18 protein-coding genes are annotated in these 26155 nt (G+C 58.3%); 8 read left to right on the forward strand and 10 right to left on the reverse strand.

Annotated elements, in window-relative coordinates; translation table 11 throughout:
* Positions 1-166 precede the first annotated feature (166 nt).
* From AFK62_RS09665 to AFK62_RS09700, 8 genes are all read left to right on the forward strand, one after another.
* Positions 167-1981, forward strand: a complete 1815-nt coding sequence (locus AFK62_RS09665) for a glycosyltransferase family 2 protein (protein WP_032984419.1) — start codon at positions 167-169, stop codon at positions 1979-1981.
* Positions 1978-3318 carry a DUF3131 domain-containing protein gene (locus tag AFK62_RS09670; RefSeq protein ID WP_053531871.1) on the forward strand — a complete coding sequence of 447 codons (1341 nt, stop codon included), beginning with the start codon at positions 1978-1980 and terminating at the stop codon, positions 3316-3318. Before AFK62_RS09665 ends, AFK62_RS09670 begins: the two co-directional genes overlap by 4 nt.
* Positions 3315-4865 carry a DUF3131 domain-containing protein gene (locus tag AFK62_RS09675; protein WP_007672932.1) on the forward strand — a complete coding sequence of 517 codons (1551 nt, stop codon included), beginning with the start codon at positions 3315-3317 and terminating at the stop codon, positions 4863-4865. Before AFK62_RS09670 ends, AFK62_RS09675 begins: the two co-directional genes overlap by 4 nt.
* Positions 4850-6247, forward strand: coding sequence for a DUF3131 domain-containing protein (locus AFK62_RS09680; RefSeq protein WP_053531872.1), 1398 nt, complete (start codon positions 4850-4852; stop codon positions 6245-6247). Before AFK62_RS09675 ends, AFK62_RS09680 begins: the two co-directional genes overlap by 16 nt.
* Complete coding sequence (locus AFK62_RS09685; RefSeq protein ID WP_007671275.1) at positions 6244-6681, forward strand: globin; 438 nt, start codon at positions 6244-6246, stop codon at positions 6679-6681. Before AFK62_RS09680 ends, AFK62_RS09685 begins: the two co-directional genes overlap by 4 nt.
* A complete protein-coding gene (locus AFK62_RS09690; RefSeq protein ID WP_007671276.1) occupies positions 6678-9356 on the forward strand; it encodes a hybrid sensor histidine kinase/response regulator in 2679 nt (892 codons plus the stop codon). Before AFK62_RS09685 ends, AFK62_RS09690 begins: the two co-directional genes overlap by 4 nt.
* Positions 9356-11569, forward strand: a complete 2214-nt coding sequence (locus AFK62_RS09695) for a glycoside hydrolase family 2 protein (RefSeq protein ID WP_053531873.1) — start codon at positions 9356-9358, stop codon at positions 11567-11569. Before AFK62_RS09690 ends, AFK62_RS09695 begins: the two co-directional genes overlap by 1 nt.
* Before the next feature lie 144 nt (positions 11570-11713).
* A complete protein-coding gene (locus tag AFK62_RS09700; RefSeq protein ID WP_032984355.1) occupies positions 11714-13354 on the forward strand; it encodes an alpha,alpha-trehalase in 1641 nt (546 codons plus the stop codon).
* Between the two features lie 70 nt (positions 13355-13424).
* On the opposite strand, the gene AFK62_RS09705 is transcribed toward AFK62_RS09700, so the two are convergent.
* From AFK62_RS09705 to sad, 10 genes are all read right to left on the reverse strand, one after another.
* Entirely contained in the window at positions 13425-15404 is a 1980-nt protein-coding gene (locus AFK62_RS09705) for an autotransporter domain-containing esterase (RefSeq protein ID WP_007671284.1), read from the reverse strand.
* 264 nt (positions 15405-15668) lie between these two features.
* Positions 15669-17120 carry a tagaturonate reductase gene (locus AFK62_RS09710; protein WP_007671289.1) on the reverse strand — a complete coding sequence of 484 codons (1452 nt, stop codon included), beginning with the start codon at positions 17118-17120 and terminating at the stop codon, positions 15669-15671.
* 116 nt (positions 17121-17236) lie between these two features.
* Entirely contained in the window at positions 17237-17764 is a 528-nt protein-coding gene (locus tag AFK62_RS09715) for a GNAT family N-acetyltransferase (protein WP_007671292.1), read from the reverse strand.
* A gap of 87 nt (positions 17765-17851) precedes the next feature.
* A complete protein-coding gene (locus tag AFK62_RS09720; RefSeq protein WP_007671295.1) occupies positions 17852-18823 on the reverse strand; it encodes a sensor domain-containing diguanylate cyclase in 972 nt (323 codons plus the stop codon).
* 69 nt (positions 18824-18892) lie between these two features.
* Positions 18893-19885: a sensor domain-containing diguanylate cyclase gene (locus AFK62_RS09725; protein WP_032984364.1), complete on the reverse strand. Its 993-nt coding sequence runs from the start codon at positions 19883-19885 to the stop codon at positions 18893-18895.
* Positions 19886-20109: 224 nt separating this feature from the next.
* Entirely contained in the window at positions 20110-21552 is a 1443-nt protein-coding gene (locus tag AFK62_RS09730; protein WP_032984356.1) for a GGDEF domain-containing protein, read from the reverse strand.
* Between the two features lie 128 nt (positions 21553-21680).
* Complete coding sequence (locus tag AFK62_RS09735) at positions 21681-22028, reverse strand: DUF4186 domain-containing protein (RefSeq protein ID WP_007671300.1); 348 nt, start codon at positions 22026-22028, stop codon at positions 21681-21683.
* Between the two features lie 9 nt (positions 22029-22037).
* Positions 22038-22961, reverse strand: a complete 924-nt coding sequence (glsB, locus tag AFK62_RS09740) for a glutaminase B (RefSeq protein ID WP_007671301.1) — start codon at positions 22959-22961, stop codon at positions 22038-22040.
* Positions 22962-23008: 47 nt separating this feature from the next.
* Complete coding sequence (locus AFK62_RS09745; protein WP_032984357.1) at positions 23009-24598, reverse strand: methyl-accepting chemotaxis protein; 1590 nt, start codon at positions 24596-24598, stop codon at positions 23009-23011.
* Positions 24599-24719: 121 nt separating this feature from the next.
* On the reverse strand, positions 24720-26108 hold the full coding sequence (sad, locus tag AFK62_RS09750; protein WP_053531874.1) for a succinate-semialdehyde dehydrogenase: 1389 nt from the start codon (positions 26106-26108) through the stop codon (positions 24720-24722).
* Between the last annotated feature and the right edge of the window lie 47 nt (positions 26109-26155).

Below are 26155 nucleotides of genomic sequence, written 5' to 3' on the forward strand. Positions count from 1 at the left end.
GATAAATTTATCGTGCTGGAAAGTTTAGCGCGGGCATCTACAATCACTTCATAAACTTAAAACCAATGTTTTGTTGCGCCAGAGATATTTCGCTGACGGTAAAATAGTTGCGCTCAACAATTATTTGCCGCCACTGTCTGTGTTGTGTCTGGATGATGATACCGCTATGGGCTTTTATTTCTCCCGCTTTGAAGACAGGAAACCACCGGAGCCGTTAAAAACGCCGCGCGTGGTAAAAACGCTCTGGCAGATCTTGTCCGTTGCGGCACTGGTGCTGGGTGCGAATTATATTCGCTGGCGCTGGACTGAATCGCTCAACATGGATGCGCTGTGGTATGCGCTGCCGCTGGTCATCGCAGAAACCTGCGCCTGGATTGGCACGGTGCTTTTTACCATCAACATCTGGCGTGAGGACGATCCGCCACAGCAGCCCGCTCCGCACGATATTAACGACTGCCTGAATGAGAATGACCGTACCGAGCCGCGCCCGGTGCGTGTCGATCTCTTCATTGCCACCTACTCCGAAGATGTAGAGCTGGTGCGTTTGTCCATTCAGGACGCCCTGAAAATACGCTATCCCGGCCCGCTCGATTACCGCATTCACGTGCTTGATGATGGCCGCCGTCCGGCGATGCGCGCGGTTTGTGAAGAAGAAGGCGTTAACTACATCACGCGTGAAAGCAATATTGGCTTTAAGGCAGGCAACCTGCGCAACGGCCTTGAACAGACAGACGGGGATTTTATTGTGATTTGCGACGCCGACACGCGGGTGTTTCCGACGTTGCTTGAGCATACGCTTGGTTATTTCCGCGACCCGGATGTCGCGTGGGTGCAGACGCCGCAATGGTTTTTCGACTTGCCCGAAGGCGAACGTCTGCCGCGCTGGCTGGCGCGTAAAGTGGGTAAACCGGGTTACGCGCTCGGCTGGTTGTCGGAGAAAGTCGTCGGCCCGGTGACGATGGGTCGCGACCCGTTCTTTAACGATCCGCGCATGTTTTATGATGTGATCCTGCGGCGTCGTAACTGGGCGAATGCCGCCTTCTGCTGCGGTGCGGCGTCGGTGCATCGCCGCGAGGCTATTATGCAGGCGGCGCTGCGCAGTTATGTGTGGACGGTTGAGGAAGAAATCGACCGTCACACGCGCGACATCCGCGACCCGTCCATGCGTGAAGCCCTGCAGGACGCCATGCGCCCGCACGTGCTCTATGATACTGAGCTTACGCCTTATAAATTCCACGTGTCGGAAGATATCTACACCTCCATCGTACTGCATGGCGACAGCGCCCGCCGCTGGCGCTCGGTGATGCATCCGCGTATCGAATCTAAAATGCTCTCGCCACAGGATATGCTCACCTGGATCATTCAGCGTTTTAAGTACGCGGCCGGCTCGCTCGATATTTTGTTTCATGACAACATCTTCAGCCGCCGTCGCTTTAAGCTCTCGCTGCCGCAAACGCTAATGTACGCCACGACCTTCTGGTCTTATCTCGCCTGCGTGTGGAATACGGTGTTTCTTATCTCGCCGCTGATTTATCTCTTTACCGGCATCCCGCCCGTCTCCGCCTGGTCCACGCCCTTCTATCTGCATTTTTTGCCGTTTTTTATCGTTTCGGAACTGGCGTTTATGTTTGGCACCTGGGGCATTTCCGCCTGGGATGGCCGTGCCTCGTACCTGGCGTTTTTCTCGATGAATTTAAAGGCGCTCGATACGGTGCTGCGCGGCGAGCAGATTAAGTTCCATGTGACTCCGAAAGAGCGTCAGACGGGGCGTTTTCTCTATCTGGTGAAGCCGCAAATCGCCATCGTGGTGCTCACGTTAATCGGCCTTATCTGGGGCGGAATTCAGGTGGCGCGCGGCGCGGTGGATGACCCATCGGGCTATGTGATTAACATCTTCTGGGGCGCGGTGAATATCGCTGCCATGCTGCCGATGATCATGGCCGCTATGTGGCAGCCGGCGGATGAGGAGAACGGCGCATGAAAGTCTCTGATGCCCTGCTGAGCGCGCGCAGTTACATCACGATTCTGGTGGGCTTTTTGATTGGCTTCGCCGTGGTGGTCTGGGTGGAGCGTCAGATGCCGACGCGCGTGGAAAGCAGTAGCGGCATTACGCTAAGTGAAGATTTCCCGCCGCTGCCGGAGTCGCGCCAGTTAACATTTGACGAGGCTGTCTGGGCACGCGTGGCGTGGCAATATTTTATCAACAATACCCGCCCCGACGGGCTGGTGAACGCCCAGAACGGCGCGCCGTGGTTCAGTCTCTGGAGTACCGGTAGCTATCTGCTGGCGGCAGTGTCGGCCTACCGGCTTGAGGTTATCACCCGCGACGAGTTTGATGAGCGCGTCACGCAGGCGCTTTATGCGCTCGGCGAATTGCCACTGACACCGGACGGTCTGCCCGCCGCCTATTACCGCAACAGCCCGGCGGAAATACTCGGTAAGCCACAGAGTAGCGCGATCGGCGTTGGCCGTCTGTTGATGGCGCTGCAGGTGCTGCTGTGGCACTACCCCCAACACGCGCCCGCCGTGAATGCACTGGTGTCGCGCTGGCATCTCGACGCGCTTTTTGTTGACGCCAAAAATACCAGCGCGGCGCTTGCGGTACGTCACTGGGTGATCCCGACCGACGAGCCGCGTGACAGCTTTGGTTATCGCACCTATGCAAGCCACACGCTGCGCCTGATTAACACTACGGCCGGGCTTGCCGTCACGCAGCCGCCGGAAGGCCAGAACATGATCGATATCGACGGCATTATGGTGCCGGATGAAGGCCTGCGCACCCCGTGGGGCAAACAGCCGTCACTGGTAAGCCTGCCGTGGCTGCTGACGGGCCTGGAGCTGGGGTTTGATGCGCAAAGCGGTGAAGTGGCCTGGCGCATTATGCAAATTCAGCAGCGGCGTCACAGCCTGCGGGTACGTAAACCGCCTATCAGCACGGATTACGCCGAACAGGCGCCCGATTTTGCCGCAGCCATTCCTGACCGTCAGCCACAGCGGGAGCCGGGCGAAACCGCCTACGATAAAACCGCGCCGGAGCGCACCGCCATCACCTCAACCCGCTCTGCCTTCGCGTGGTATGCGCTCTTTCGTAACGGCTGGAGCGAAGCCCTGCGCCTGCAGGTGCAACCGCTGCTGGTGCCAGGTAAAGGCTGGCAACGTGGTCTGAATCTTAATAACAGCGTGAATAACGTGATTGATGCCGACACCAACGCGGTAGTGCTGGAGAGCCTTGCCTATATCACCGGCGGGCAACTGCTCTGTCTGGGATGCCAGTACACGCCTTCCACCGCCCATGCTTCTGCGGGAGTTACGCCATGATTCTGAAATCTTTACCCCTGTTTATTCGCCTCTGCGCCTGCATCTTCTTGCTCCTGGGCTGCGCAGTGACGGCGCAGGGTCGCGGTCAACTGCCCGCCAATGACTACCCGGCGCGGCATGGTGAGCTGACCGCGCGTGAAATGGCGATGGCGAAAAACGCCTGGCAATATTTCGTGGTGAACTACCAGCCCACCACGGGACTGGTGAACGCGGTCAACCAGTATCCTTCCACCACCATGTGGGATACCGGTTCTTATATCGGCGCGATGGTCGCTGCCCGTGAGCTTGGCATTATCGATAAAGCCGAATTCGACCGCCGGATGCTAAAGCTGCTCGGCACGCTGAATAAACTCGATCTCTTCCGCAGCCAGGTGCCAAACAAGGCGTACAACACGATTACCGCCCAGAAGGTGAACTACCTGAACAAGCCGGGTGAAATCGGCTTCTCGGCGCTGGATATCGGGCGCATGTTGCTGTGGCTGAAAATCATCAAAGAGCGTTACCCGGAATATGGCAACAGCGTCGATAACATCGTGCTGGGCTGGGATTTCACGAACGTAGTGGACCCCTGCGGCACGATGTATGGCTCGTATCTGGAAAATAATCAGCCGAAATATGTCCAGGAAGGCCGTCTGGGGTATGAAGAGTATGGCGCGGCAGGTTATCAGCTCTGGGGATTCAACACTTGTCAGGCGAACCGCCCGGAGCCGTATGCCCTGGCCGATATTTACTGCGTACTGGTGCCGTATGACTCGCGCGACCCTCGCCGGACCAGCCAGCACAACTATGTGGTGACGGAATCCTACCTGCTCTACGGCCTGGAGATGGGCTGGGACACCGCCAAAGATCGCGACGACAGCCCGAATACCTATACGCACCCGTGGATGAAGGATTTCGCTGACCGCGTGTATCAGGCGCAGGAGAACCGCTACACCATCACCGGGGTGATGACCGCCCGCTCCGAACATCAGCTCGATAAATCGCCGTACTTCGTTTACGACACCGTCTTTAGCGACGGCTTTAACTGGAACACGATTACCGATAAAGGCCAGTTCGTGCCGCAGGTTGCGGCGGTATCGCTCAAGGCTGCGCTCGGCATGTGGGTGTTGTGGGATTCACCCTACACCGACCGCCTCTTCACCACCATTGAGAACGCTAACGACCCGAAACAGGGCTATTACGAAGGCATCTATGAGAACGGCGACGGGCCGATTAACGCCTTCACCGGCAATAACAACGGCATCATGCTTGAAGCGCTGCTCTATAAAAAACAGGGCAAGCTGCTGCGCTTTAATACCAACGATCCGAAGAATAAAGAGTACGCGCCGTCGTTGTGGGAGAAAAAACTGGTCGATCTCTTTGAGGAGAACAACACCCGCCGCAACCGTCCGTTCCTGAATATGACGCCGGGTATTCAAAACTGGTGCCAGCAGAGCGGCACTGCGGTGCGCAGCAAACCGACCTGTCAGGCCTGCCAGTGCGCAACCTGTAACGATGACGAACCTGTGAAACTGCCACCGGTAACCGCGACATGCTTAAAACAGTAAGCCGTCTGCTGCTTATCCTCGCCATTCTGGGCCTGGTGATGGCCTGGCTGCTTTTGCGCGACGACCGTGCGGGCTGGCGCTGGCTTACACATGGCGGGTGGCATACCACGGCGCGCATCAGCACCCTTACGCCCCAGGAGCGCGAATGGGCCGCCATCGCCTGGCGTTATTTTGAGAACAACACCCAGGAAGCAACGGGGCTGGTGAACGGCAGCGACAAACGCCCTGTCGCCTCGCTCTGGCAGATGGGCGACGCGTTGATTGCCCTAACCGCCGCCCGCGAGCTGAACCTGGTGGATGAAAAAACCTTCGACGCCCGGCTGACGCGCCTGCTTGGTACGCTCAATCGCCTGCCGCTGACCGCCCGCCAGACGCCAAACCGGCTTTACTCCACCTGGACGCCCACCATGGTGGATTTCACCGGCAAGCCCGGCGTGATGGGCTGGTCGGCGCGCGACATGGCCCGCCTGATGCTGGCGCTGCGCCTTGTCGCGCAATATCACCCGCAGTACAGCGAATATCTTGAGCGGGTGGTGATGCGCTGGAATTTCTGCCCGGTCATCGATAAAGACGGCACACTGTATGCCGCGCAGATGCAAAACGGGCTACTGTCGCCGCGTGATGAAATCCGCCTTGGCGAAAGCGAATATGCCGCGGCGGGCTTCAGCCTGTGGGGGTTTAGCCCGGCGAAAGCCTGGGGGCCGCCGTCGCAGAACGTTATCATGTATGACCGCGCCTTACCGGTGGATGCCCGCGACCCGCGCACCACCTGGCAACCGTCGCTTATTACGACGCTGCCCTACACACTGCCCGGGCTCGAATTTGGCTGGGAGGTGCCGGGCGTCGATCGGGAGAAAATCAATAACCTGCGCGAGCGCGCAAAACTGGTGTACCTGAGCCAGGAGAGCCGCTGGCAACGGGAGAATATCCTCACCGCCCGCGCCGATTTCAGTACCAGCGCCGCGCCCTGGCACGCCTCGGACACCGTCTGGGCCAACGGTTATGCGTGGAATACGCTTGGCGATGACGGCAAAGAGTATCCGCGCCTGGCGCAGGTTTCGACCAAAGCCGTGTTTTCGCTCTGGGTGTTGTGGGACACGCCTTATACCGACGCCCTGATGCAGGCGACCCGGCTGATGTATGACGAAAAACGCGGCTGGTACGAAGGCCGCGTCGAGGCGACCGGCGACTATAACCGGTCGCTGACGCTCTCAACTAACGCCACCGTGCTGGAGGCGCTGTTCTATAAAGCGAACGGCGGCCCGTTGCTTGACAGCGATGCGCCCGCCCCCGGCAGCTATTTCAGCCGCCGTCTGAGCGACGTGTTTAACCCCCTGCGCCAGTGTTTGCCTGGCGAGAGCCGCCCGGAGGTTCGCCCATGATGCTCTATCGGGATCTTTTTGATTCAAGCTATAGCCGCCTCTTTCCCGGTGACAATAAAGAACCGTTTTTCGAGCGCTTTTATACCCGTTTTATTCATATGACGCCGGAAACGGAGAATCACTTTGCGGCGGTCGACCCACAAACGCTGCGTCGGTTTGTTTACAAGAGCTTCTTCGCGATGCTGATGGTCGATGGCGTTCTGATGGTGCCCGATTTTCTGGAGCGTCTGGCGCGTCAGCGGGAAAGCAACGGCGTGCGCCTGCCGCCGAATTTTTTTGCGCACTGGCGCCGGGCAATTCTCGATACCGTGGCCGAGCTTGATCCTGACTGTGATGAAGAGGTGCTGACCGCCTGGGCGATGACGATTGCGCCGGGGCTTGAATATATGCGCCGTCAGGCGGAGCTGAACTACCAGCCGGGAGCGCAGCCATGAACGGCCACGCCTTCCCGGATGCGCTCGACGCGCTGCCCGCCGCCCTGCTGTTTTACGATAACGAGGAGCGTCTGGTTGCCTGGAATGCGCAGGTCAGCCGCTTTTATCCTGGTGTCGGTGCCCACCTTACACCCGGTGTCACGTTAAGCGCACTGGCGGCGGAGTTCGTTAATGCAGGCTTTCACACCGATCGCCGCAGCCGTGACGCGTTGATCGCCTCGCTACTGGCCAATTGCCGCCAGAATAACCACTGTGAAGTGCGCCAGTTGCATGAGCGGCGGCTTTTTATTCAGCATCAGCGCACCGCCGATGGCGGCATTATCAGCCTGCATACCGACATTACCGCGCTTGATACCGTGCAAAGCAACCGGCAACTGTTACATGACGATTTCCTGCTGGCGGCGGAATCTATTCATATCGGCATCTGGGACTGGCAAATCACGACTGACGTGCTGCACCTCAACGACGCCTTTCTTAACCTGCTCGGCGAGCCGCGCGGTCAGCTGCAACACAATAGCCGCTTTCTGTTATCGCTGATCCACCCGGAAGACAGGGATCTGTTGAAGAGTGCCATGCAGCGCGCCGGCGAAAACCAGATGCCGGTATTCGAATGTGAAATTCGCGTGCAACACCGCAGCGGACAATGGCTCTGGATGCTGCTTTCCGGGCAGATCATCGCGCTTACCGTCACCGGGCAGATTGAGCGGCTCATTGGCACGTTGCAGGACATCACCCGGCGTAAAGAGGCAGAGCTGATTTCGCGTGAGGCAGCCAATGCCGCGCGGGCGGCCAATGAAGCCAAAAGCGCGTTTCTTGCCAATATGAGCCATGAGATCCGCACCCCCATGAACGGGATCCTTGGCATGACGCAACTGTGTCTGGACACCGATTTAAACGGCGAACAGCGCGAGTACCTGTCGCTGGTCATGAGTTCGGCGCAGTCACTGCTGCATATCATCGATGACATCCTCGACTTTTCGAAAATCGAGGCCGGCAAAATTGTGCTGCATGAAGAATATGTGGCGCTGCGTCCCTTTATACAGTCGCTGGTACGCCCGCTGATGCCGCTTGCCAGTGATAAAACGATCGAACTGCTGGTCGATATCGACGAGCGCGTGCCGGACATGTTGCATGTTGATGTGGTGCGGCTGCGCCAGGTGCTGACCAACCTGCTTAGCAACGCGCTGAAATTTACGCACCAGGGCGAGATCCTGCTGGCGGTCGCCCCCGGCGCCCAGCCCGATGAATGGCGTTTTCGGGTGCGTGACAGCGGTATTGGCATTCCCACGGAAAAACAGCAGGTCATTTTTGAGGCATTCAGCCAGGCGGATACGTCCACCACGCGGCGCTACGGCGGTACCGGGCTGGGGCTGACCATTTCCGCGCGGCTGGTGGCGATGATGGGCGGCCAGCTTACGGTGACGAGCGAGCCGGATCAGGGCAGCGAATTTAGTTTTATTCTGCCTCTGCAAAGCGCGGCGCAGGGCGTGGCGGAAGAACAGCCGCCCACGCATTTTAATGGCGAGCGAGTGCTGGTGGTCGATGATAACGCCACCAACCGCCGCCTGATGCAGGCGATGCTAAACCAGCTTGGGCTGAACCCGGTTTGTGTCTCGGGGGCCACGGGCGCGCTGGCGCTGCTTGAGAGCGACAGCGATTTCCCGGTCATTGTGCTTGATGCCCAGATGCCGGAGATGGACGGCATTTCACTGGCGCTGGAAATTTCTGTGTTGCCCCAGGCGTCGCGCAGCAAAATCATCATGCTGAGCTCCATGAGCCGGGATCTTGATCTCTCGACGTTGCGTCGCACCGGCATTGCCTGGTACCTCAACAAACCGGTCGATCAGCAGGAGCTTGCGCGCGCGCTTGGCGAGGCGCTGCGCCCTGCACCGGAAAAACCCGCGCCCGCGCCGGCCGTTGTCACCCCTGCGCACGTATGGCCGGAAACGGCGCCGATGCGCATTCTGCTCGCGGAAGATAACCCGGTAAACCAGCTACTGGCCGTGCGCCTGCTGGAGAAGCTCGGCCATGAATGTGTGACGGTGGATAACGGTCTGCTGGCGCTGGAGCACTGGCGTCAGGGGGGCTGGGATATGTTGCTGATGGATTTGCAGATGCCGGTCATGGACGGCGAAGCGGCTATCCGCGCGCTGCGCCAGGAAGAGGTAGTGCGCGGCGGGCATCAGGTCGCGATTGTGATGACCGCCCACGCGATGCAGGGCGACAAAGAGCGTTGTCTGGCAATGGGGTTTGACGGCTATCTCTCAAAACCCGTGACCCTGGTGGCGCTCGCAGAAGAGTTGTCACGCTTCGCCCCGCAAAGCGCCCCGCCGCCCGACGGTCTGCCGGACAGCGCGCAACTGCTGGCGGCGTTTGATGGTGACATGGGGTTGCTTAAAGAGCTGCTCGGGCTGTTTGCCGAAGGGTTTGACGAGCAGGCGGCGCTGCTTGACGCCGCGCTTGCCAGTGGCGACGGCGAACAGGCGCATCGTCTGGCGCATAAACTGCGCGGCGAAGCGGCGACATTTGGCTTTGAAGGGCTGACAACGCTGCTTCAGGAGATAGAAACCCAGGAGCCAGGCGCGGCGCCAACAGTGCGTGCCGCGTGGCGTGAGGCGCTCGCCACCGCGCAGCGTCGGGTGCGTGAATTTCTGATCCAACTGCTGGAGGGGTGATGAAACGTCTGGCCTGTGGCGTATTACTGCTGATGAGCGGCGCGATTGAGGCGAAACCCGCCCCTGAGCTTACGGTGCCGTTACCGGTGAGCTGGTCGCTTGCGGGCGACTGGCACGCGCACGACGGCAACGATGCCGCATTTGCGGGACAGCAAGGCCCGGTGCGCGACTGGCGCACGCTGCGTGTGCCGGCGAACTGGTATACGGCAGGCTGGGATCATCAGGGCGTGCTCTGGTACCGTCACGAGTTTACCCTTCCGCCGCTCCCGAAGGACACCATGACGACGCTGCAGTTTGATGGCGTCGATTACTACGCTGAGGCCTGGCTTAACCGTCAGCCCCTTGGAAAACATGAGGGTTATTTCCAGCGCTTCTCGTATGACATCAGCGATAAGTTACAACGTCACAATAAGCTCACGGTGCGCGTTGACAGCCCTTTTGAAGATCCAAAAACGATCTGGCCGCTACATAAAACAATGGTGAAAGGTGTGCTGAATCAGCACGATACCCGCCCCGGCGGCGCGTGGTCGCCGAGTGGGCAGGATGCCAACTCAGGCGGGATCTGGGCGCCAGTACGGCTGCATTTAAGCCGCGGGGTCACAGTCGATAACCTTATCTTGCGCCCTGACTGGCAGCACGGGCTTGATAGACCGCAGCTGCGCGTTGAACTGGTTTACCGCGCGACCACCGCGCGCGAGGTGGATCTTACCTTGCGTGCCCGCCCCGCTAATTTTGCAGGAGCGCGCTTTGAGCAAAAGCAGAAAGTACACCTTAACGCCACCGGCGCAACGCCGCAGCGGCTGACGTTTACCCTGCCGATGGAAAACGCGCAACTCTGGTGGCCTGACGGCTATGGCTTTCCCCATCTTTATCGCGTAAGCGCAGTCTTTCATGACAACCAGGGGGTAATGGAGCAGATAGCCAGCCGCACCGGGCTGCGTCAGATTATCGAACAGCCAGACAATAAAGGCTGGGTACTGAACGGCAAGCGGATTTTTATCAAAGGCAGCAACTACATTGGCTCGCCGTGGCTCAGCGAGATGACGGAAGAAAAATACCGTCGCGATATTCAACTGGTGCTGGACATGAATGCCAACGCCATTCGCGTGCACGGGCATGTGGCAGGCCGCCCGCTCTATCGTATGGCGGATGAGATGGGGCTGATGATCTGGCAGGACGTCCCGCTTCAGTGGGGCTATAACGACAGCGCGGAATTCGCCGAGAACGCTGCACGTCAGAGCCTGGAGATGACCGAGCAGATTGGCAATTCACCGGCCATTATCGCCTGGGGCGGTCATAACGAACCGCCGTGGAATTCACCGTGGATGGAAAAGCGCTTCCCGGACTGGCACAAGGATCTCAACCGCGTGCTGACGGCGCGTGTGGCAGACGCGCTGGCGAAAGATGACAGCCGTATCGTGCATCGTTTTTCAGCGGTGGAAGAACACTACTGGCAAGGCTGGTACTTCGGCGTCATGACGGATGTGTTGCAACCGGCAAAAACGGGCATCATTACGGAGTTTGGCGCTCAGGCGCTGCCAAAACGCGCAACGCTTGAGACGATTATCCCGGCCGACAAGCGCTGGCCCGCCTCAACCCGCCCGGATGACCCAGACTGGACCGTGTGGAAATACCATAACTTCCAGCCGTTCCAGACCTTCGGCTTTGCGAAGATCCCGCGCGGCGACAATCTGGATGAATTCATTCATAACACGCAGAAATATCAGGCCGATTTGGTCGGCATGGCGGCAGAGAGCTACCGTCGCCAGCGCTATCAGCCTGTCACCGCGCTGTTCCACTTTATGTTTGTCGAAACCTGGCCGTCAATTAACTGGGGCGTAGTGGATTATCTGCGCCAGCCAAAAGCGGGCTATTACGCCCTTCAGCGCGCCTATCAGCCGCTTTTGCCTTCCATCGAACCGGTGACGCTCTCCTGGCGCGCTAACACGCCTGGGGTGGTGAAATTATGGGCAGTAAACGATGGTTTTTCCGCCTGTGACAGGTGTACACTGCGCTGGCGCGTAAAAATGCCCGGTAAAACCGAGCAGCAAGAGAGCAAACCGATGACCCTTCCGCCTGACAGTGGTCGCCAGGTGGCACAACTGACGTTCACGCCCTCCGCCCCTGGCGCGCTGCGTATAGAATATGAAATCCTTGATTCGCAAGGCAAAACGGTTGGCCGAAATTTCTATGAAACCACCGTCGCGCCCTGAGGCGTAACGCATTAATAGCGCAAGCTGGACGCCCCGTGGCGTTCAGTCTCTTCTTAAACTCTTTGCCGTCCGGTTAAAGAGCGATAACGATTTGCTAAACTTACAGAATCTGAAACGAACGCCACTCTGGAGGTACGTATTAGCATGTTTCAACAGACAACACGCTTACCTTTTACAGAGGAGTTAGCTGAGAAGGTGCGTATGGACCCTGAATCTGGCGAACTTATCCCGGATGCCCGCGATGTCGAGCCGCAGCCTGAATCCATTGAGGGGATGCCCTCCCCGGATGCGCTGACCCCCGCCGACCGCTATTTAGAGCTGTTTGAGCATGTCCAGGCCTCCCGTATTTTCGCAGACAGTAAAACGTTTCCGGATTGCGCGCCGAAGACGTCGCCGCTCACTATTTTGATGAATTATCGCCAGGCGAAACGCCTGCCGGGTTTCGATCTGCGCCGCTTTGTGGAAGAACACTTTTACTTTCCGGTCATTAACACAAACCCGTATGTCTCCGACCCTAACCGCACGCTGACGGAGCATATTGATAATCTCTGGCCTATCCTGACGCGCCAGCCGCATGAGCATCTGGAAAACTCCTCGCTGCTGCCGCTGCCTCAGGCTTATATCGTGCCGGGTGGGCGCTTTACCGAGACGTATTACTGGGACTCCTATTTCACCATGCTCGGCCTTGCCGAAAGCGGCCGTAACGATCTGCTGCGCTGTATGGCGGATAACTTTGCATGGATGATTGAGAACTACGGGCATATCCCGAACGGCAACCGCACTTACTATTTGAGCCGTTCGCAGCCGCCCGTGTTTGCGCTGATGGTCGAACTGTTCGAAGAGGACGGCGTGCGCGGCGCGCGGCGCTATCTTGATCATTTGATGATGGAATACGCCTTCTGGATGGACGGCGCGGAGAATCTTGAGCCGGGGCAAGCCTGGCGTCATGTGGTGAAAATGCCGGATGGCGTGCTGCTGAACCGTTACTGGGATGACCGCGACACGCCGCGCGATGAGTCCTGGCGTGAAGACGTCGAAACCGCGAAGTTGTCCGGACGCCCGGCGAATGAAGTCTACCGAGACCTGCGCGCAGGCGCGGCGTCCGGCTGGGACTACTCTTCCCGCTGGTTGCGCGACCCGGACCGTCTGGCCAGTATTCGCACCACCCATTTCCTGCCGGTGGATCTCAACGCGTTTCTCTACAAACTTGAAACCGCGATTGCGAATATTGCGCAGCTGAAAGGGATCCCGGCGACCGCCACCGTCTTTCGCAAAAAAGCGATTGATCGGCGCGAGGCGTGCAACCGTTATCTGTGGGATGACGAAATGGGCTCGTATCGCGATTATGACTGGCGTCGCGGGCGTCTGGCGTCGTTCTCCGCGGCCTGTGTGGTCCCGTTGTATGTGGGCCTTGCAAGCTATGCGCAGGCTGACCGGATATCAGTCAATGTGCGCGAGCGGCTGCTCTCTCCGGGCGGGATCCTGACGACCGATGTGGAAACCGAACAGCAGTGGGATAAACCTAACGGCTGGGCACCGCTTCAGTGGATGGCCATTCAGGGCTTTAAAAATTATGGCGACGATCCGCTGGCTGACATTATCGCCAATAACTGGTTGCGTACGGTGAAACGTTTCTACAACGAAAACCATAAGCTGATTGAAAAGTATCATATCGCGGACTACTCACCGCGCCCCGGCGGCGGTGGCGAATACCCGCTTCAGGACGGTTTCGGCTGGACTAACGGTGTGACGCGCCGTCTTATTGCGCTTTACGGCGAGCCGTAACCCGGTACAGCGACACAGCGACAACGAAAAAGGGCAGCCCTACGGCTGCCCTTTTTAATGGTAAGCGCACTCAGAACGAGGCGCTAATCCCGATGTTATAACGCGTCTGCTCGCCGCTGCTAAGCCCGGCGGTTTGCGAGAGCGCCGCAAAGGCGGAGACGTTACGACTCAGCGTTACGCTTGCGCCTGCAGTGATATCCATCCAGTTTTTGTCATCCTCTGCGCCGTCACGGCTAAAGGTGAGCGACGTGGATTTCAGCCCGCCCTGACCACGCCAGACGGAATCGCCGAACTGATGACGGTAATCGACCTGCGCATAGGGTTTCACCGGCCCGATGTCGGCATCAAGACGCCAGCCGATGCTGCCAATCTGTGAATGGAAATTCTGGTCGCGAAAACGCATTGCGGTGCTGTCGTCACCTGCTTCGCTGTAGCCATCGACATGGCTGTAATCCCATGCATATTGCACCACCGGCCCGGTAGTCAGCGCGTCGGTGACAGGCAGATCCAGCCCGGCAGTCAGGCGCGCGCCCCAGAGGTTTGCATCCGTTTCGCCGGTTTCCGTGCGTGTCAGCGGCCCTAACTCGACACGGCGATGGATATTCCGGTATTCGCCTTTAAGCCAGTGCACATCAGCATTGACCCAACCAGGCCCGAAATCAACGGAGGTAAAGAGCGCCGCCTGATAACCGCGCGCGTCGAAGCTCAGGTTATCCGTCGGGCGCTGGTCATCAAGCGAACCGGCGATAAGCGCCCCGACCAGCCAGTTTTCCGTTATCCGATAATCCGCACCCAGAGTGAGATTATTGGTTGTGGCGCTGCCGTCGCCGGTTTCATTGGCCGTATAGCGTCCGTACTGGCCGCTATAACCGCCAAACACCCCCGCGCTGCCCTGTTCCGCCTGTTCGGCGCGGCGCTGTTGGTAACGGCTGTCGAGTGTGGCGCGGCTATTCTGCACCTGCGCAGCCGTCGCCTTGTTCAGCAGCGCGATTTGCGCCGGTGCGGCCAGGATCGACTGAATATAATCGGCCATCAGGCTGTGTACCTGCGGGCTTGGGTGTAAGTGATCGGCGAAAAGCCACGCCTGGCTTGCGTCAAACCCGGCGCTGGATGACGTACACTCCGCTGAGGATAGCCCCGGCGGACATGCCATTCCGGCGGTATTGGTGATACCAAACTGTGTCGGATTCGCGAGAATTTCGTTGAAGATTTTATTGATGTCGGCACGCACAATATTACCGCCGCCGTTCGCGACCAGCGCCTGCTCTTCGGTGGTGTTATAGAGCGTACTCAAGGCAGAGACTTGTTCCGCGAGTGTCTGATACGCGCTGTAAAGCCCGTCGCCCAGCGCCTGTTGCAGCGCAGGCAGTGCGCTAATTTCGCCCGCTGCGGCGTAAAACGCGGCGCGGATGGCCTCCTGACGTGCGGCAAGCGTCGGCGTCTGGGCACTGTTCAGTGAGGCAAATGCGGCCTGTAGCGCTGCGGTATTGCCGCCCGTACCCAACTGAATGACCGATTCCATCATCGTTGGCGTGGCGGAAACATCCGGCACCGTAGGCACAATCACGGTGCCCGCGCCGGCATCCAGCAGCGTGCGCACCTGCGAGGCGGCCGCCGTCGCGCTGCCGGTCACAATCGATGATGCCTGCAGCGGATTAAGCACCGCCGCACCCAGATCGTTACCGCCAACCCAGTGGATATAAAGCCCGTTGCTGTCGGCCCGCCCATTCGTCTGGCTCAGATAACGCTGCACCTGATCCTGGGTGTTATCGGCGTTAAGCGCCGGCACCGCAACACCGCCGCCTGCGGCGTAGTTATTGCCGCCCTTGTCGGATGGCGCGAGCGTCAGGCCATAGTGACTGGCGAGAATTTCGTCATACAGCGGATAGCGATTGCTGTCGAAGGTATAACGGCCATTGTTGCCGGTATCGCTCAGGCTGTCGCCAAAGATATAGAGGTTGTCCCAGGCGGCGGCTGGGGCAGCTAAGCCACAGGCTAAGCCCAGCGTCAGCCCCACCCGTACAGAGAGACCAGAAAGAGGAAATGACATACGCGCTCCTGCGTTCCAAAGGTAATGAAATAAATGAGTTGCGCTATTGAGTGTAGAGCGTTTCTGCAAGCGCACCGGGTTTACACCTGGAATTGAGAGTCTGCGCGAGGAATATGACGATTTAGCTTTTCCGTTCTGCCTGAACGATGACAACGCCGTGGTTACAGAACCAGGTTTTTGAACGCATTAAAAGAATGTTGTAACTAAAATGATATCAGTATAAAAAAACCCGGCCGGAGCCGGGTCACTTAACAGGGAAAGGGATTAGCACAGCGGCGCGACAGCGTTGCGCATCCCTTTACTGAGGATGGCGTCGAGATCGCGGGTAACGTGCTCCGCAAGCCCTGGGATAGCAGTCAGGTCCTGCTCCCAGTGTTCACAGTCCGCAAGGACTGCATCCACCAGCTCACGCAGCGATATGGTTTTATCGCCAAGCTTTGTCCACAACTGCTGATAACGCTCCAGCCAGTGGGCATCATCCTGCAGCGGATAGTTTTCGCCGTTGCGTTCACCGCGATAAAACGCAATCAGCGCTGCCAGTGCAAACGTCAGACGCGGCGGAAGCGTTCCTTGTTGCGCCTGCCCTTCCAGCAGTTGCGGCAGAATGCGGGTGCGGAATTTCGTCATCCCGTTGAGCGCAATCGACAGCAGTTGGTGTTTGATATACGGGTTGCGGAAACGGCTCACCACAGCATCGGCGAAAGATTCCAGCTCGTCACGCGGCAGATCCAGAACCGGGATAATCTCCTCGTGGATCGCCTTCTCAACAAATGCGCAGACCTGCGCATCTTCCATCGCTTCGCCAACGGTATTCAGTCCCGCCTGGAAAGCCACCGGCACCAGGGCGGTATGCGCGCCATTGAGAATAGCGACTTTACGCGCTTTGTACGGTTTGATGTCGTCGACAATCAGCACGTTAAGCGGCAGTTTATCAAGGCGCAGCTCCTGCGCGAGCCACTGCGGCCCCTGAATGACAAACAGGTAAAAGTGCTCAGCGGTATCGAGAAACGCGTCGTGATAGCCAAGCTGCGTTTCAATCGCCGCAACTTCATCGCGTGGATAACCGGTGACGATACGGTCAACCAGTGTAGAACAGAAGGTGTTCGCGCTTTCAAGCCATTCGGTAAAGGCCGTCGGCAGCGCCCACTCTTGCGCATAACGCAGCACCAGCTCGCGCAGCGCCTCACCGTTATAGTCAATCAGCTCGCAAGGAATAATCACCCAGCCTTTATCCTGCGCGCCGTTAAAGTGGCTGAAACGCTCGAACAACAGACGCGTCAGTTTCGCCGGGTAACTGACCGCCGGGGCGTCTTCAAATTTATCGCCCGCGTGATAGCTGATACCCGCTTCGGTCGTATTAGAGAATACAAACCGCATATCCGGGTTATGGGCGAGCTTCAGGAACGCATCGTACTCCTCGTATACCGCAATCTCACGATTCACAGAACGAATGAGTCGGGACTCGCTGACCGCTTCACCCTTCTCATTCAGACCGCGAATGATCGTGGTATAGAGCCCGTCCTGCGTACTGAGCGATGGCGGAAAATCGCTGGCGATAGGACGCACGATAACCACCCCGGCATTCAGGTCGGTGTGTTCATTGAGAAGATCAACCTGCCAGTCGACAAAAGCACGCAGGAAGTTCCCTTCACCGAACTGGATGATGCGCTCTGGATAGAGCGCGCCGGGAAAATCACGACGATTCAATGTTTTCACAATGTGTTCCTTGATGGATTAAGAGCCATTTACTGACTGAAACTGCCTCCACGCTATCAGATCAAAGATTAATGAAACCCCGTTTCGATCAAATTGAGCTGATTTATTGAAAAATTTTATAGGTGCTTAAAAAAAAGTGTCGTGCCACAGGATTCGCCGTCGGGCATCAGCGCGTAATGCGGGATAACACCGACCCGCTGCCATTGATGTCGTGAATAGAAGCGTTCGGCATCGCTGCCGGTGGACGTATCGAGCACCAGGACCGTTTTACCGGCTTTCTGCGCCTCGTTTTCCAGCATCTCCATGAGCGCCTGCGCAATACCGCCTCGGCGTGCCCGACGATGAACCAGCAGTTTTGAGACATCCGCGCGATGCGGCTGGTTTTCAGGCTGGCTTAGTATCAGTTGCACCGTACCGACAACGCTGCCGTCCGCCCCCAGCGCCGCCAGGACGATACGTTCATCGCGGGCGGCGCTTTGTGCCACGTTAAGCCAGAATTCACGCGCTTTCTCACGACTGATGGGCAGCATGAAGCTCACCGACGCGCCGCCTTCCACGCAGTCGATCAGCACATCGCACAGGGCATCAAGATGGGAGGGAATTTCGGCGGCGCTTAAGCGACGCACGGTAAAGGGTAAGGTCATAACGACTCCGCCATGTAGGGTTATCAAGGTGTTATCTGATAACCGCTATCATGACGGAGAAAAGCAGAAGCCGGTCAGAGGAAAATCTTATTTTCCGGCGTTTTTATGCGCCGTTTTCATCTGATACATCTCGTTATCGGCCGCCTTCAGCAGCCCCGCGAGATCCTGATGTTTATCATCATCAAACTGCACTACGCCCCAGGAAAAGCCGAGACGCCATGGCTTGCCGCTGTCACGGTTAAAGGCGTCGGTCTGCTCGACCAGATACTGCATCGCAATCCAGGCGCCCTTATCGTCGGTATCATTAAATAACACGGCAAATTCATCACCGCCCTGTCGCGCCAGCAAATCACTGTCACGGAAGGCATTTTTCATCAGCGCCGCCATCGCGCTTAGCGCCTCGTCACCCGCCGCATGGCCCCAGGTGTCGTTAATCTCTTTGAAATCGTCGAGGTCGATAAACCCAAGCGACATCGGCTCGCTGCGACGACGATGCGTAGAAAACGCATAACCGGCAAGCGAAGCGAACCCCCGGCGATTCAAAAGCCCGGTCAGCTCGTCGCTGGTCGCCACGCTCAGAACCGTAAACTCATCTTCGACAATGGCGGCCAGGTCACGCAGCAGGTGCGAATCGGCCTCGCTAAAGTCACGCGGTTCGGTATCGATAATGCACAGCGAACCGGCGGTCGCACCATCAGGCAAGCGCACCGGACAGCCAGCATAGAAACGGATATGCGGCGGGCCATTCACCAGCGGATTATCACGAAAGCGCTCATCGCTTTGCGTATCCGTAATAATGAGCGGCGCGTTGCTCAAAATAGTGTGGCCGCAGAACGAGACGCGGCGCGGGATGGGATCGAGCGCGGCCCCGTCGCAGGAGGCTAACCAGAGCCGTTCTTGATCCACAAGACTGATAAGCGCCACCGGCGCGTCGAAAAGGCGCTTCGCAAGCCGGGTAAGACGGTCAAAACGCTCTGTCGGCGCCGCATCAAGCAGGCCAGAATCATGCAGGGACTGAAGACGCGCCTGCTCATTAACCGGGATATCGGGTGTTTTCATTGCGCAACCTGTAAGCACTGTTTAATTGAAGCATAGCGTATCCGGCATCAGGCAAAGAGACCGCCGCCGTCAAAGCGCATAAATACGATTTTTTCCTTCGCGCTTGGCACTGTAAAGCGCGTCATCCGCGGCTTTCAGCCATTGCGCCGCCCCGCTCATCTGCGGTGTGGCACGCGCGATACCAATACTGAGCGTGCAGCGAAGCGCGTTGTCTGGAAAGACATCCACCTGGGCTGCCTGCGCCATGATCCGATCGGCCACCCCACAGGCGCTGGCAAGCGGCGTATCCGGCAGCAGCACGACAAACTCGTCACCGCCAAACCTCGCTACCGTATCGCCGGGACGCGTGGCGTGCCGCAGGATCTCGGAAAACCGCACCAGAAGCCGATCGCCCGCCTCGTGACCGTAGCGATCGTTGGCGGCTTTAAAATCATCAATATCAATAAACATCAACGCCGCGGGCTGTGCCCCCTTGCCGCAGTGTTGCAACGCCCGGTGAATATCTCGCTCCAGCTGACGCCGGTTGGCAATATTCAGCAGCGGATCGGTATTAGCATGGCGCTCAAGTTCACGGGTTTTCTGGCGAAGCCGCTGCGCGAGCGAATGACTCACCAGGCTCAGCGCCAGGACATAAATGGCGATAAGCGGCAGGGTCGCATAGAGCGTGCGCGACGAAACCGCCGCCTGCAGCGGCATATCCAGCGCAAGCCAGGTCGCGCCGAACATCAGGGCCATCATAAACGCCGCCTGGCGCATCAACGCGACCCCGCCCGCCGCGAGCCTATCAGAAAGCAGGATCGTGGCTATCACCACCGACGTCAGCGGCGAAACTGCCGTCTGGGCAATCCAGAAACCCCCTGCCGCGGCGTCCGCCAGCAAATTTTGCAGTTCGGTATGTGCGGGGGAGCTGGCGCGGCGGGCGCGCTGCGCTGCCACCCACGGCCAGAGAAAGGCATTAGCCGCCAGCAACGCCTGCGTCCATAACGGACGCTGTTGTTCCAGCAGCAGCGCGTACAGTGGGATAAAGCAGAGCGTGGTGCCCAGCTGGCGCATGAAAAACATGCGCCTGACGAACCTGAGCGCGGAGGAATGCTGATGACGGTTTAGCTGCTCAGATGCGCTCTTCATACCAGTATCCGGTGACGAAACCCAGCCATCTTAGTAACCCAGGATCGTACCGGCAAGTACTTTAAAGCGCTTCGATAAACAATCGGTCAGATTCTGAAAAGAAACGGCAGTTCAATATCTTATTCGCGTGACATTGTCACTGAGTCGTTACGATAACGTTATGACAAATGCTGTGTCAGACGCAGCGTGGATTGATGCGCCTCCTGCACCGAGGTACGGTTACGACCCTGCCGTTTTGACTGATACAACAGGCCGTCTGCCTGGCGCATGAGCTGGTTGAACGTCTCGCTCACGCGCTCGCGCGGATGGGCGTCATAGCCAAGCCCGATACTGACGCTGACAGACACGGTCTGTTCGCCGTAGATAATTGGTTCCTGTGCGATTTGCTGGCGGATAGTTTCAGCAAGCTGGCAGGCGCGATCGAGTTTCACATCCGGGTAGACCACGACAAACTCTTCGCCGCCCATACGCGCCACGCGCGCCTCATCGCCCGCTATCTGCCGCAGCTTTCTACCAAATGCCGTTAGCACTGCGTCACCACAGGCATGCCCGTAGTTATCGTTAATGCTCTTGAAATGGTCGAGATCCATGAGCATCACACACAGGGGCTTGCCGGCAAGCGACGGGTTAATGTCGTCCCGCGCCAGCGTGTCATAAAGCCCGGAGCGCGAATACACGCCGGTGAGATGATCGTAATTCGCCCGCCGGGAGATTTGCGCCAGCAGTTCGTTAATCGCACTGACGCTCACCGCCACAATCGCCGGACAAATAGCAATCGTCGCCACGCCAAGACGTGTTGAGAACATCTGGCTGCCGACCGAGAGCTTCGCGGAGCTGATTTCGATGATCCCGTAACTGACGAGGATAATTTGCAGCACGCCGGTGCAGAGCGTTAAAAAACACGTCACATTCAACGGATAACGCACCGCACACCAGATAAGCGCGGCGACCGGGAATGCCAGACACCCCGCACCGCCAATCACCACCGACGCGGCGAGCGACGCCACCAGCGCCAGCAGCGGCCAGAGCGTTTCAAGCTTCACCCGCGTGGGCATGCGCGGCCGGGCGAGCGTTAAGATCCACGGTATCAACAGCACGCCGGTGGAGAACTGCTCGCTAAACCAGTCGCACAGGAGTGGCAGAAACCCCTGCGCATTAATCCCAAGGCTGCCCATCGCACCAAAAAACCCGCACAACACGGCCCCCAGCAGGCAGTAAGTGAAGAGCCGCAACGCGTTCATCGGGCGTGACAACGCCGGACCGCGCCGTTTATCGCGCACCAGCAGCAGCGCGACGGTCACGATAAACACCATATTTGAGAAGTTAATGAGCAGCGACGCTGAACCCCAGCTGGTCGTTATCGCGTCATAAGCGAGCATCGCCACATAACAGATAGCGTAATAACCAGGCCGGTTAAGGTACGGGAAACGGGCAAACACCGCCGCCATGACGGCATTAAGCGGCCAGAAGAGCGACAAAGGTTCGACCAGACGCATCATGGCGCCCAGGAAGTAGAACAGCGTGGTCAGAAGAAAAAGGAGTGATGCGTTGAACAGCATCTTGTCTTGACGAAAACCAGTCAACTTCGCCTGGTTAATCATAATCTTTCGCTTACGGCTGCGGGCGGCGGCAGAGAGACGTCGCCGGGATAACGGAATAGCAGTAAGCTTAACACGTTTTGATAACAAATCTGCCTGTGTTTCAGAAGGACGCCGAAATCGCCCCGCCGTCAGCGGTTCATGTCCTGCACCAGCCAGCGGTGGATCACGGCGACGATATAGGTCTGCTGCGATGCACTGAGCGCCACACCCGCCGGGATGTTATGCCATTTGGCAAGGCACCCGCGACAGCAGGTAGCGGTTGCATGCTGGGCAATAAACACCGGATGCCCGCGCATCGGCGTCTGTTTGCCGTCGTTAGCGGGCAACGCGGGCGCAAGCCGTCTGGCGATAAAATCCGCCGCGTGCTGGTCTATCACTTCCGGGCCTTTATCCCAGCAATATTGCCGCTCTTTCGCGCCGAGATGAAAACGTCGACGAAAGGCGGAGCGATTCAGGCGCGCAAACAGCGCATCCATTCTGCCTCCTCAGAAAATCGAACGGCCAATTTCGCGCGCGAGGATAGCCAGCGCCTCGATGCCCGCCAGCGAGTTCCCTGCGTGATCCAGCGCCGGGCTCCAGACCGCAATCGACATCTCATGCGGCACCACGGCGATAATGCCCCCGCCGACGCCTGATTTGCCCGGCATCCCGACGCGCCAGGCAAATTCGCCGGAGCTTTCATACATGCCACTGGTCGCCATTAAGGCATTTACCTGACGCGCCTGTAGCGGGCTTATCACCGGCGTATCAAGGTGCGGCGCCCGTCCCTGATTTGCCAGAAACAAAAACGTGCGGGCAAGCTCTGCACAGTTCATCTTCAGCGCGCAGTAGTGAAAATAGTTCTGAAGAACGGTAATCACATCGTTATCAAAGTTGCCGAACGATTTCATGAGATAGGCGATGGCGGCGTTGCGGGCCGAGTGCTCGAACTCCGAGCGCGCGACACGCGTGTCATAGACAATATCCTGCGCGCCGCAGAGGTTACGTACCACTTCCAGCATACGCTGTTTGGGTGCGCTAAGACGGCTTTGCAGCATATCGCACACCACCAGCGCGCCTGCGTTAATAAACGGGTTGCGCGGTTTGCCCTGTTCCAGCTCAAGCTGCACCAGCGAATTAAAGGGCTGACCGGACGGGTCTTTCCCCACCCGCTGCCAGATCTCGTCATCGTCATAACGATCCATGGCGAGGATGAGGCTCAGCACTTTGGAAATAGACTGAATAGAGAAGCGCTCATCGGCATCGCCTGCCGAAAAGCAATCCCCGGACACCGTACAGACGGCAATGCCGAGCCGGTCGGCAGGCACATCGGCCAGCGCCGGAATATAGTCAGCCACTTTGCCACTGGCGGCAAGCGGGCGAACCTGTTCAAGAATTGAAGCCAGTAAATCGTTGTTAAGCCTGGTCACCGTTAACTCCCGGCGCGAATATCGTTCGGGCCGGGAGTATACCAATCTCAGGCAGGAAGACGAAAGCGCGAGACGGCATCCGAGAGGCGGCGTGACCCTTCGCGCAGGCGCAGTGACGCCTGGGTGGTGTGTTGCACCAGCGTTCCGGTTTCGCCAGCGACCTGGTTGAGCGCGCCAATGCGCTGCGTCACCTGATGAATGCTGTCCCCCTGGCTGACCGTCGCAACCGCGATTTCGCCAAGCAGTCCTGTCAGATGGCTTACCAGCGCCATAACCCGACGCAGGTTTTCTTCAAGCGTCGACACCGCCTGTGATCCTTTTTCAATGCCCTGCACAGAGTGATGGATCAGCGCCTGAATCGTCTGCGTTGACTGGCTGCTCTTACGTGCAAGCAACCCCACCTCTTTGGCAACGACCGCAAAACCGCGTCCGTGATTCCCGGCGTGGGCGGCTTCAATCGCCGCGTTAAGCGCAAGAATATTCGTCTGGAAGGCGACGCTGTCTATCATCGCCACGATGCCGCGCATCTCGGCGGAGCGCGAGACAATATCCTGCATCGATTCATTCACGGTTTGCATCATCGCGTCGCCGCCGGCGGCGATACCGCGCGCCTCATCGGCACGGGCATTCGCAACACGGGCGTATTCACTGTTTTCTTCTACATGCGCTTCCAGCGTTTCAATATGCGACGTCACTTTACGCAACTCTTCCGCCTGTAACGCCGAGTGGCTGAAAAGCTGTTCGTTGCCCGCGGCCAGTTCACTGATATTCGCCACCATCGCCGATGTCGCCTCGCGCACATCGCTGACGAGCTGTTGCAGGCCGCCCTGCATCTGATGAATGCTCTGGCTAAGCTCGGCTATCTCAAGGTTGACGAGCTTGCCTGTCGGCAGCGGCGCACAGAGATCGCCTGCTGCCAGACGATTAATATGGTCGATAAGCTGCCTGAGCGGGCGGATAACCCAGACGGCCATGCTGCGCCACACCAGTAGCGCAATGACCAGCAATATGCCGAGCGCCCCAAGGAACAGTCGCTGCGCCTGCTCAAGTCCGCCCAGCAATTCATGGCTGTCGGTATCCGCGCGCTGTGCGCTGGCATGCTGATAGTGGGCGAAGTTATCGTTGAAATCCGCCTGAAACGCCTGCACAGGGACGGCGAAAAACGCATCGATGCTGTTGGTGGTAACCAGCCCGTCTGCCTGCTCTTTCAGCGCGCTATAGAAGTTCTGGTAACTCGCCTTCAGCGGATCGTCTTTCGCGGGGTTGAGTTTCCCGTAGCGCTCAAACGAGGCATGGGAGCGTTTCAGCGCCGCCTGTGCCTCATCCATCAGGCTGTTCCAGCTACCCACCGAGCCCGTCTCTTTATCCTGCATGAAATAGATGCCGGCACGGTTCAGCAGATCGCTTGCCATCAGGAGCGTGACGCGGGCGTCGTCCATTGCCGCTTGCTGCTGGCGTTGCGCCTCGCGGTGTTCAACCTGCTGCTGCGTCTCGCCAAGGAGCGATGAGAGCATGATGGTGGAGAGAATTTGCAGTGCGGAGAAAAGCGTAATAATACACAGAATGCCTGCCATGAGCCCGAAGCGGGTACGCGGCATAACGCGCCGGAAGGCACGGGAAATTTTAGTTAGGTTCATGTTTTTCTTCGTTAAACAGCGAAAACCTCCGCGAGTCTACAAAGCAAAAATGACAGAATCATGTCACCGGTATGACAAAGGGCCGCCTGTGCGGCCCTGAAATGCAGTATGAAGCCCCGATTCAGCGGCGATTCTTCCACACCGTCTGGATATTACAGAATTCACGCAGGCCGAAATGCGACAGCTCACGGCCAAACCCGCTTTTCTTGACGCCGCCAAACGCCACGCGGGCGTCACTCGCGCAGTAGCCATTAATGAAGACGCCGCCGCACTCAAGGCGCGCCGCAAAATCCTCGGCGAGTGCTTCATTCGCGGTATAAACCGTCGCGCACAGGCCAAATTCGCTCTCGTTGGCAAGCTCCAGCGCGTGTTCGGCGTCGCGCGCCACGCTAATAGCCGCCACCGGACCGAACATCTCCTGGCGAAAGGCGGTCATCTCACGCGTCACATTGCCAAGCACCGTCGGCGCATAAAAGTTGGCTGCGCCGGCCACTTTCTCACCGCCCAGCAGCAAGGTTGCGCCTTCGCTCAATGTGGCGGTCACCTGCGCGTGGAGTTCGTCGCGCAGATCGTAACGCGCCATTGGACCGAGGAAGGTGTCATCATCCGTGGGCGCGCCCATTTTCAGTTGCTGCGTGGCGGCCACAAACTTCCCGGTAAACGCCTCGGCGATGCTGGCTTCGACAATAAACCGCTTGGAGGCGGCACAAACCTGTCCGGTGTTCTGGTAACGCCCCGCCACCGCGGCTTTCACGGCCTCGTCGAGATCGGCGTCCGCCAGGACGATAAACGGATCGGAGCCGCCAAGCTCCAGCACACATTTTTTCAGCGCCGCCCCTGCCTGCGCGCCAATCGCGGCGCCGGCGCGCACACTACCGGTCACGGTCACCGCAGCGATACGCGAGTCTTTAATCGCCTGGCTCACGCCGTCATTGGTGGCGTTAATAACCTCAAATACGCCGTCCGGCACGCCTGCGTCTTCAAAAATGGCGTTAATCAGCTGCGCGCAGCCCATGACGTTCGGCGCGTGCTTGAGCAAATAGGTGTTTCCCGCCAGCAGAATCGGAACGGCGCCGCGCATCACCTGCCACAGCGGGAAGTTCCATGGCATTACCGCGAGCACAGGTCCAAGGGGGCGATATTCAATGACCGCCTGCTGGTTTTCTACCTGCGTGGGTTCGGTGGCAAGCATGGCCGGGCCATGGTCTGCGTACCAGTCGCAAAGCGCAGCGGATTTCGCCACCTCCCCCCGCGCCTGACGGACAGGTTTCCCCATCTCGGCGGTGATAAGCTGCGCCAGCTCTTCACTGCGGGCGCGCAGCGCGTTGCCGATATCACGCAGCGTTTGCGCGCGCTGGTCGATGCTCACCGTACGCCAGCGGCGAAAACCTTCAGCGACGCGATTAATCGCCAGTTCAACCTCATCGGCGCTCGCAAGCGGATACGCCGCCAGGGTTTCGCCCGTTGCCGGGTTTACAGAAATCGCATGGGTTGCAGGGGAAATGCTCATCAACAGGCCTCTCTTCTAATTGGCTACGCATGACGGTTTTTTACACG

It is taken from the genome of Cronobacter condimenti 1330, assembly GCF_001277255.1.
GTDB classification, from domain to species: domain Bacteria; phylum Pseudomonadota; class Gammaproteobacteria; order Enterobacterales; family Enterobacteriaceae; genus Cronobacter; species Cronobacter condimenti.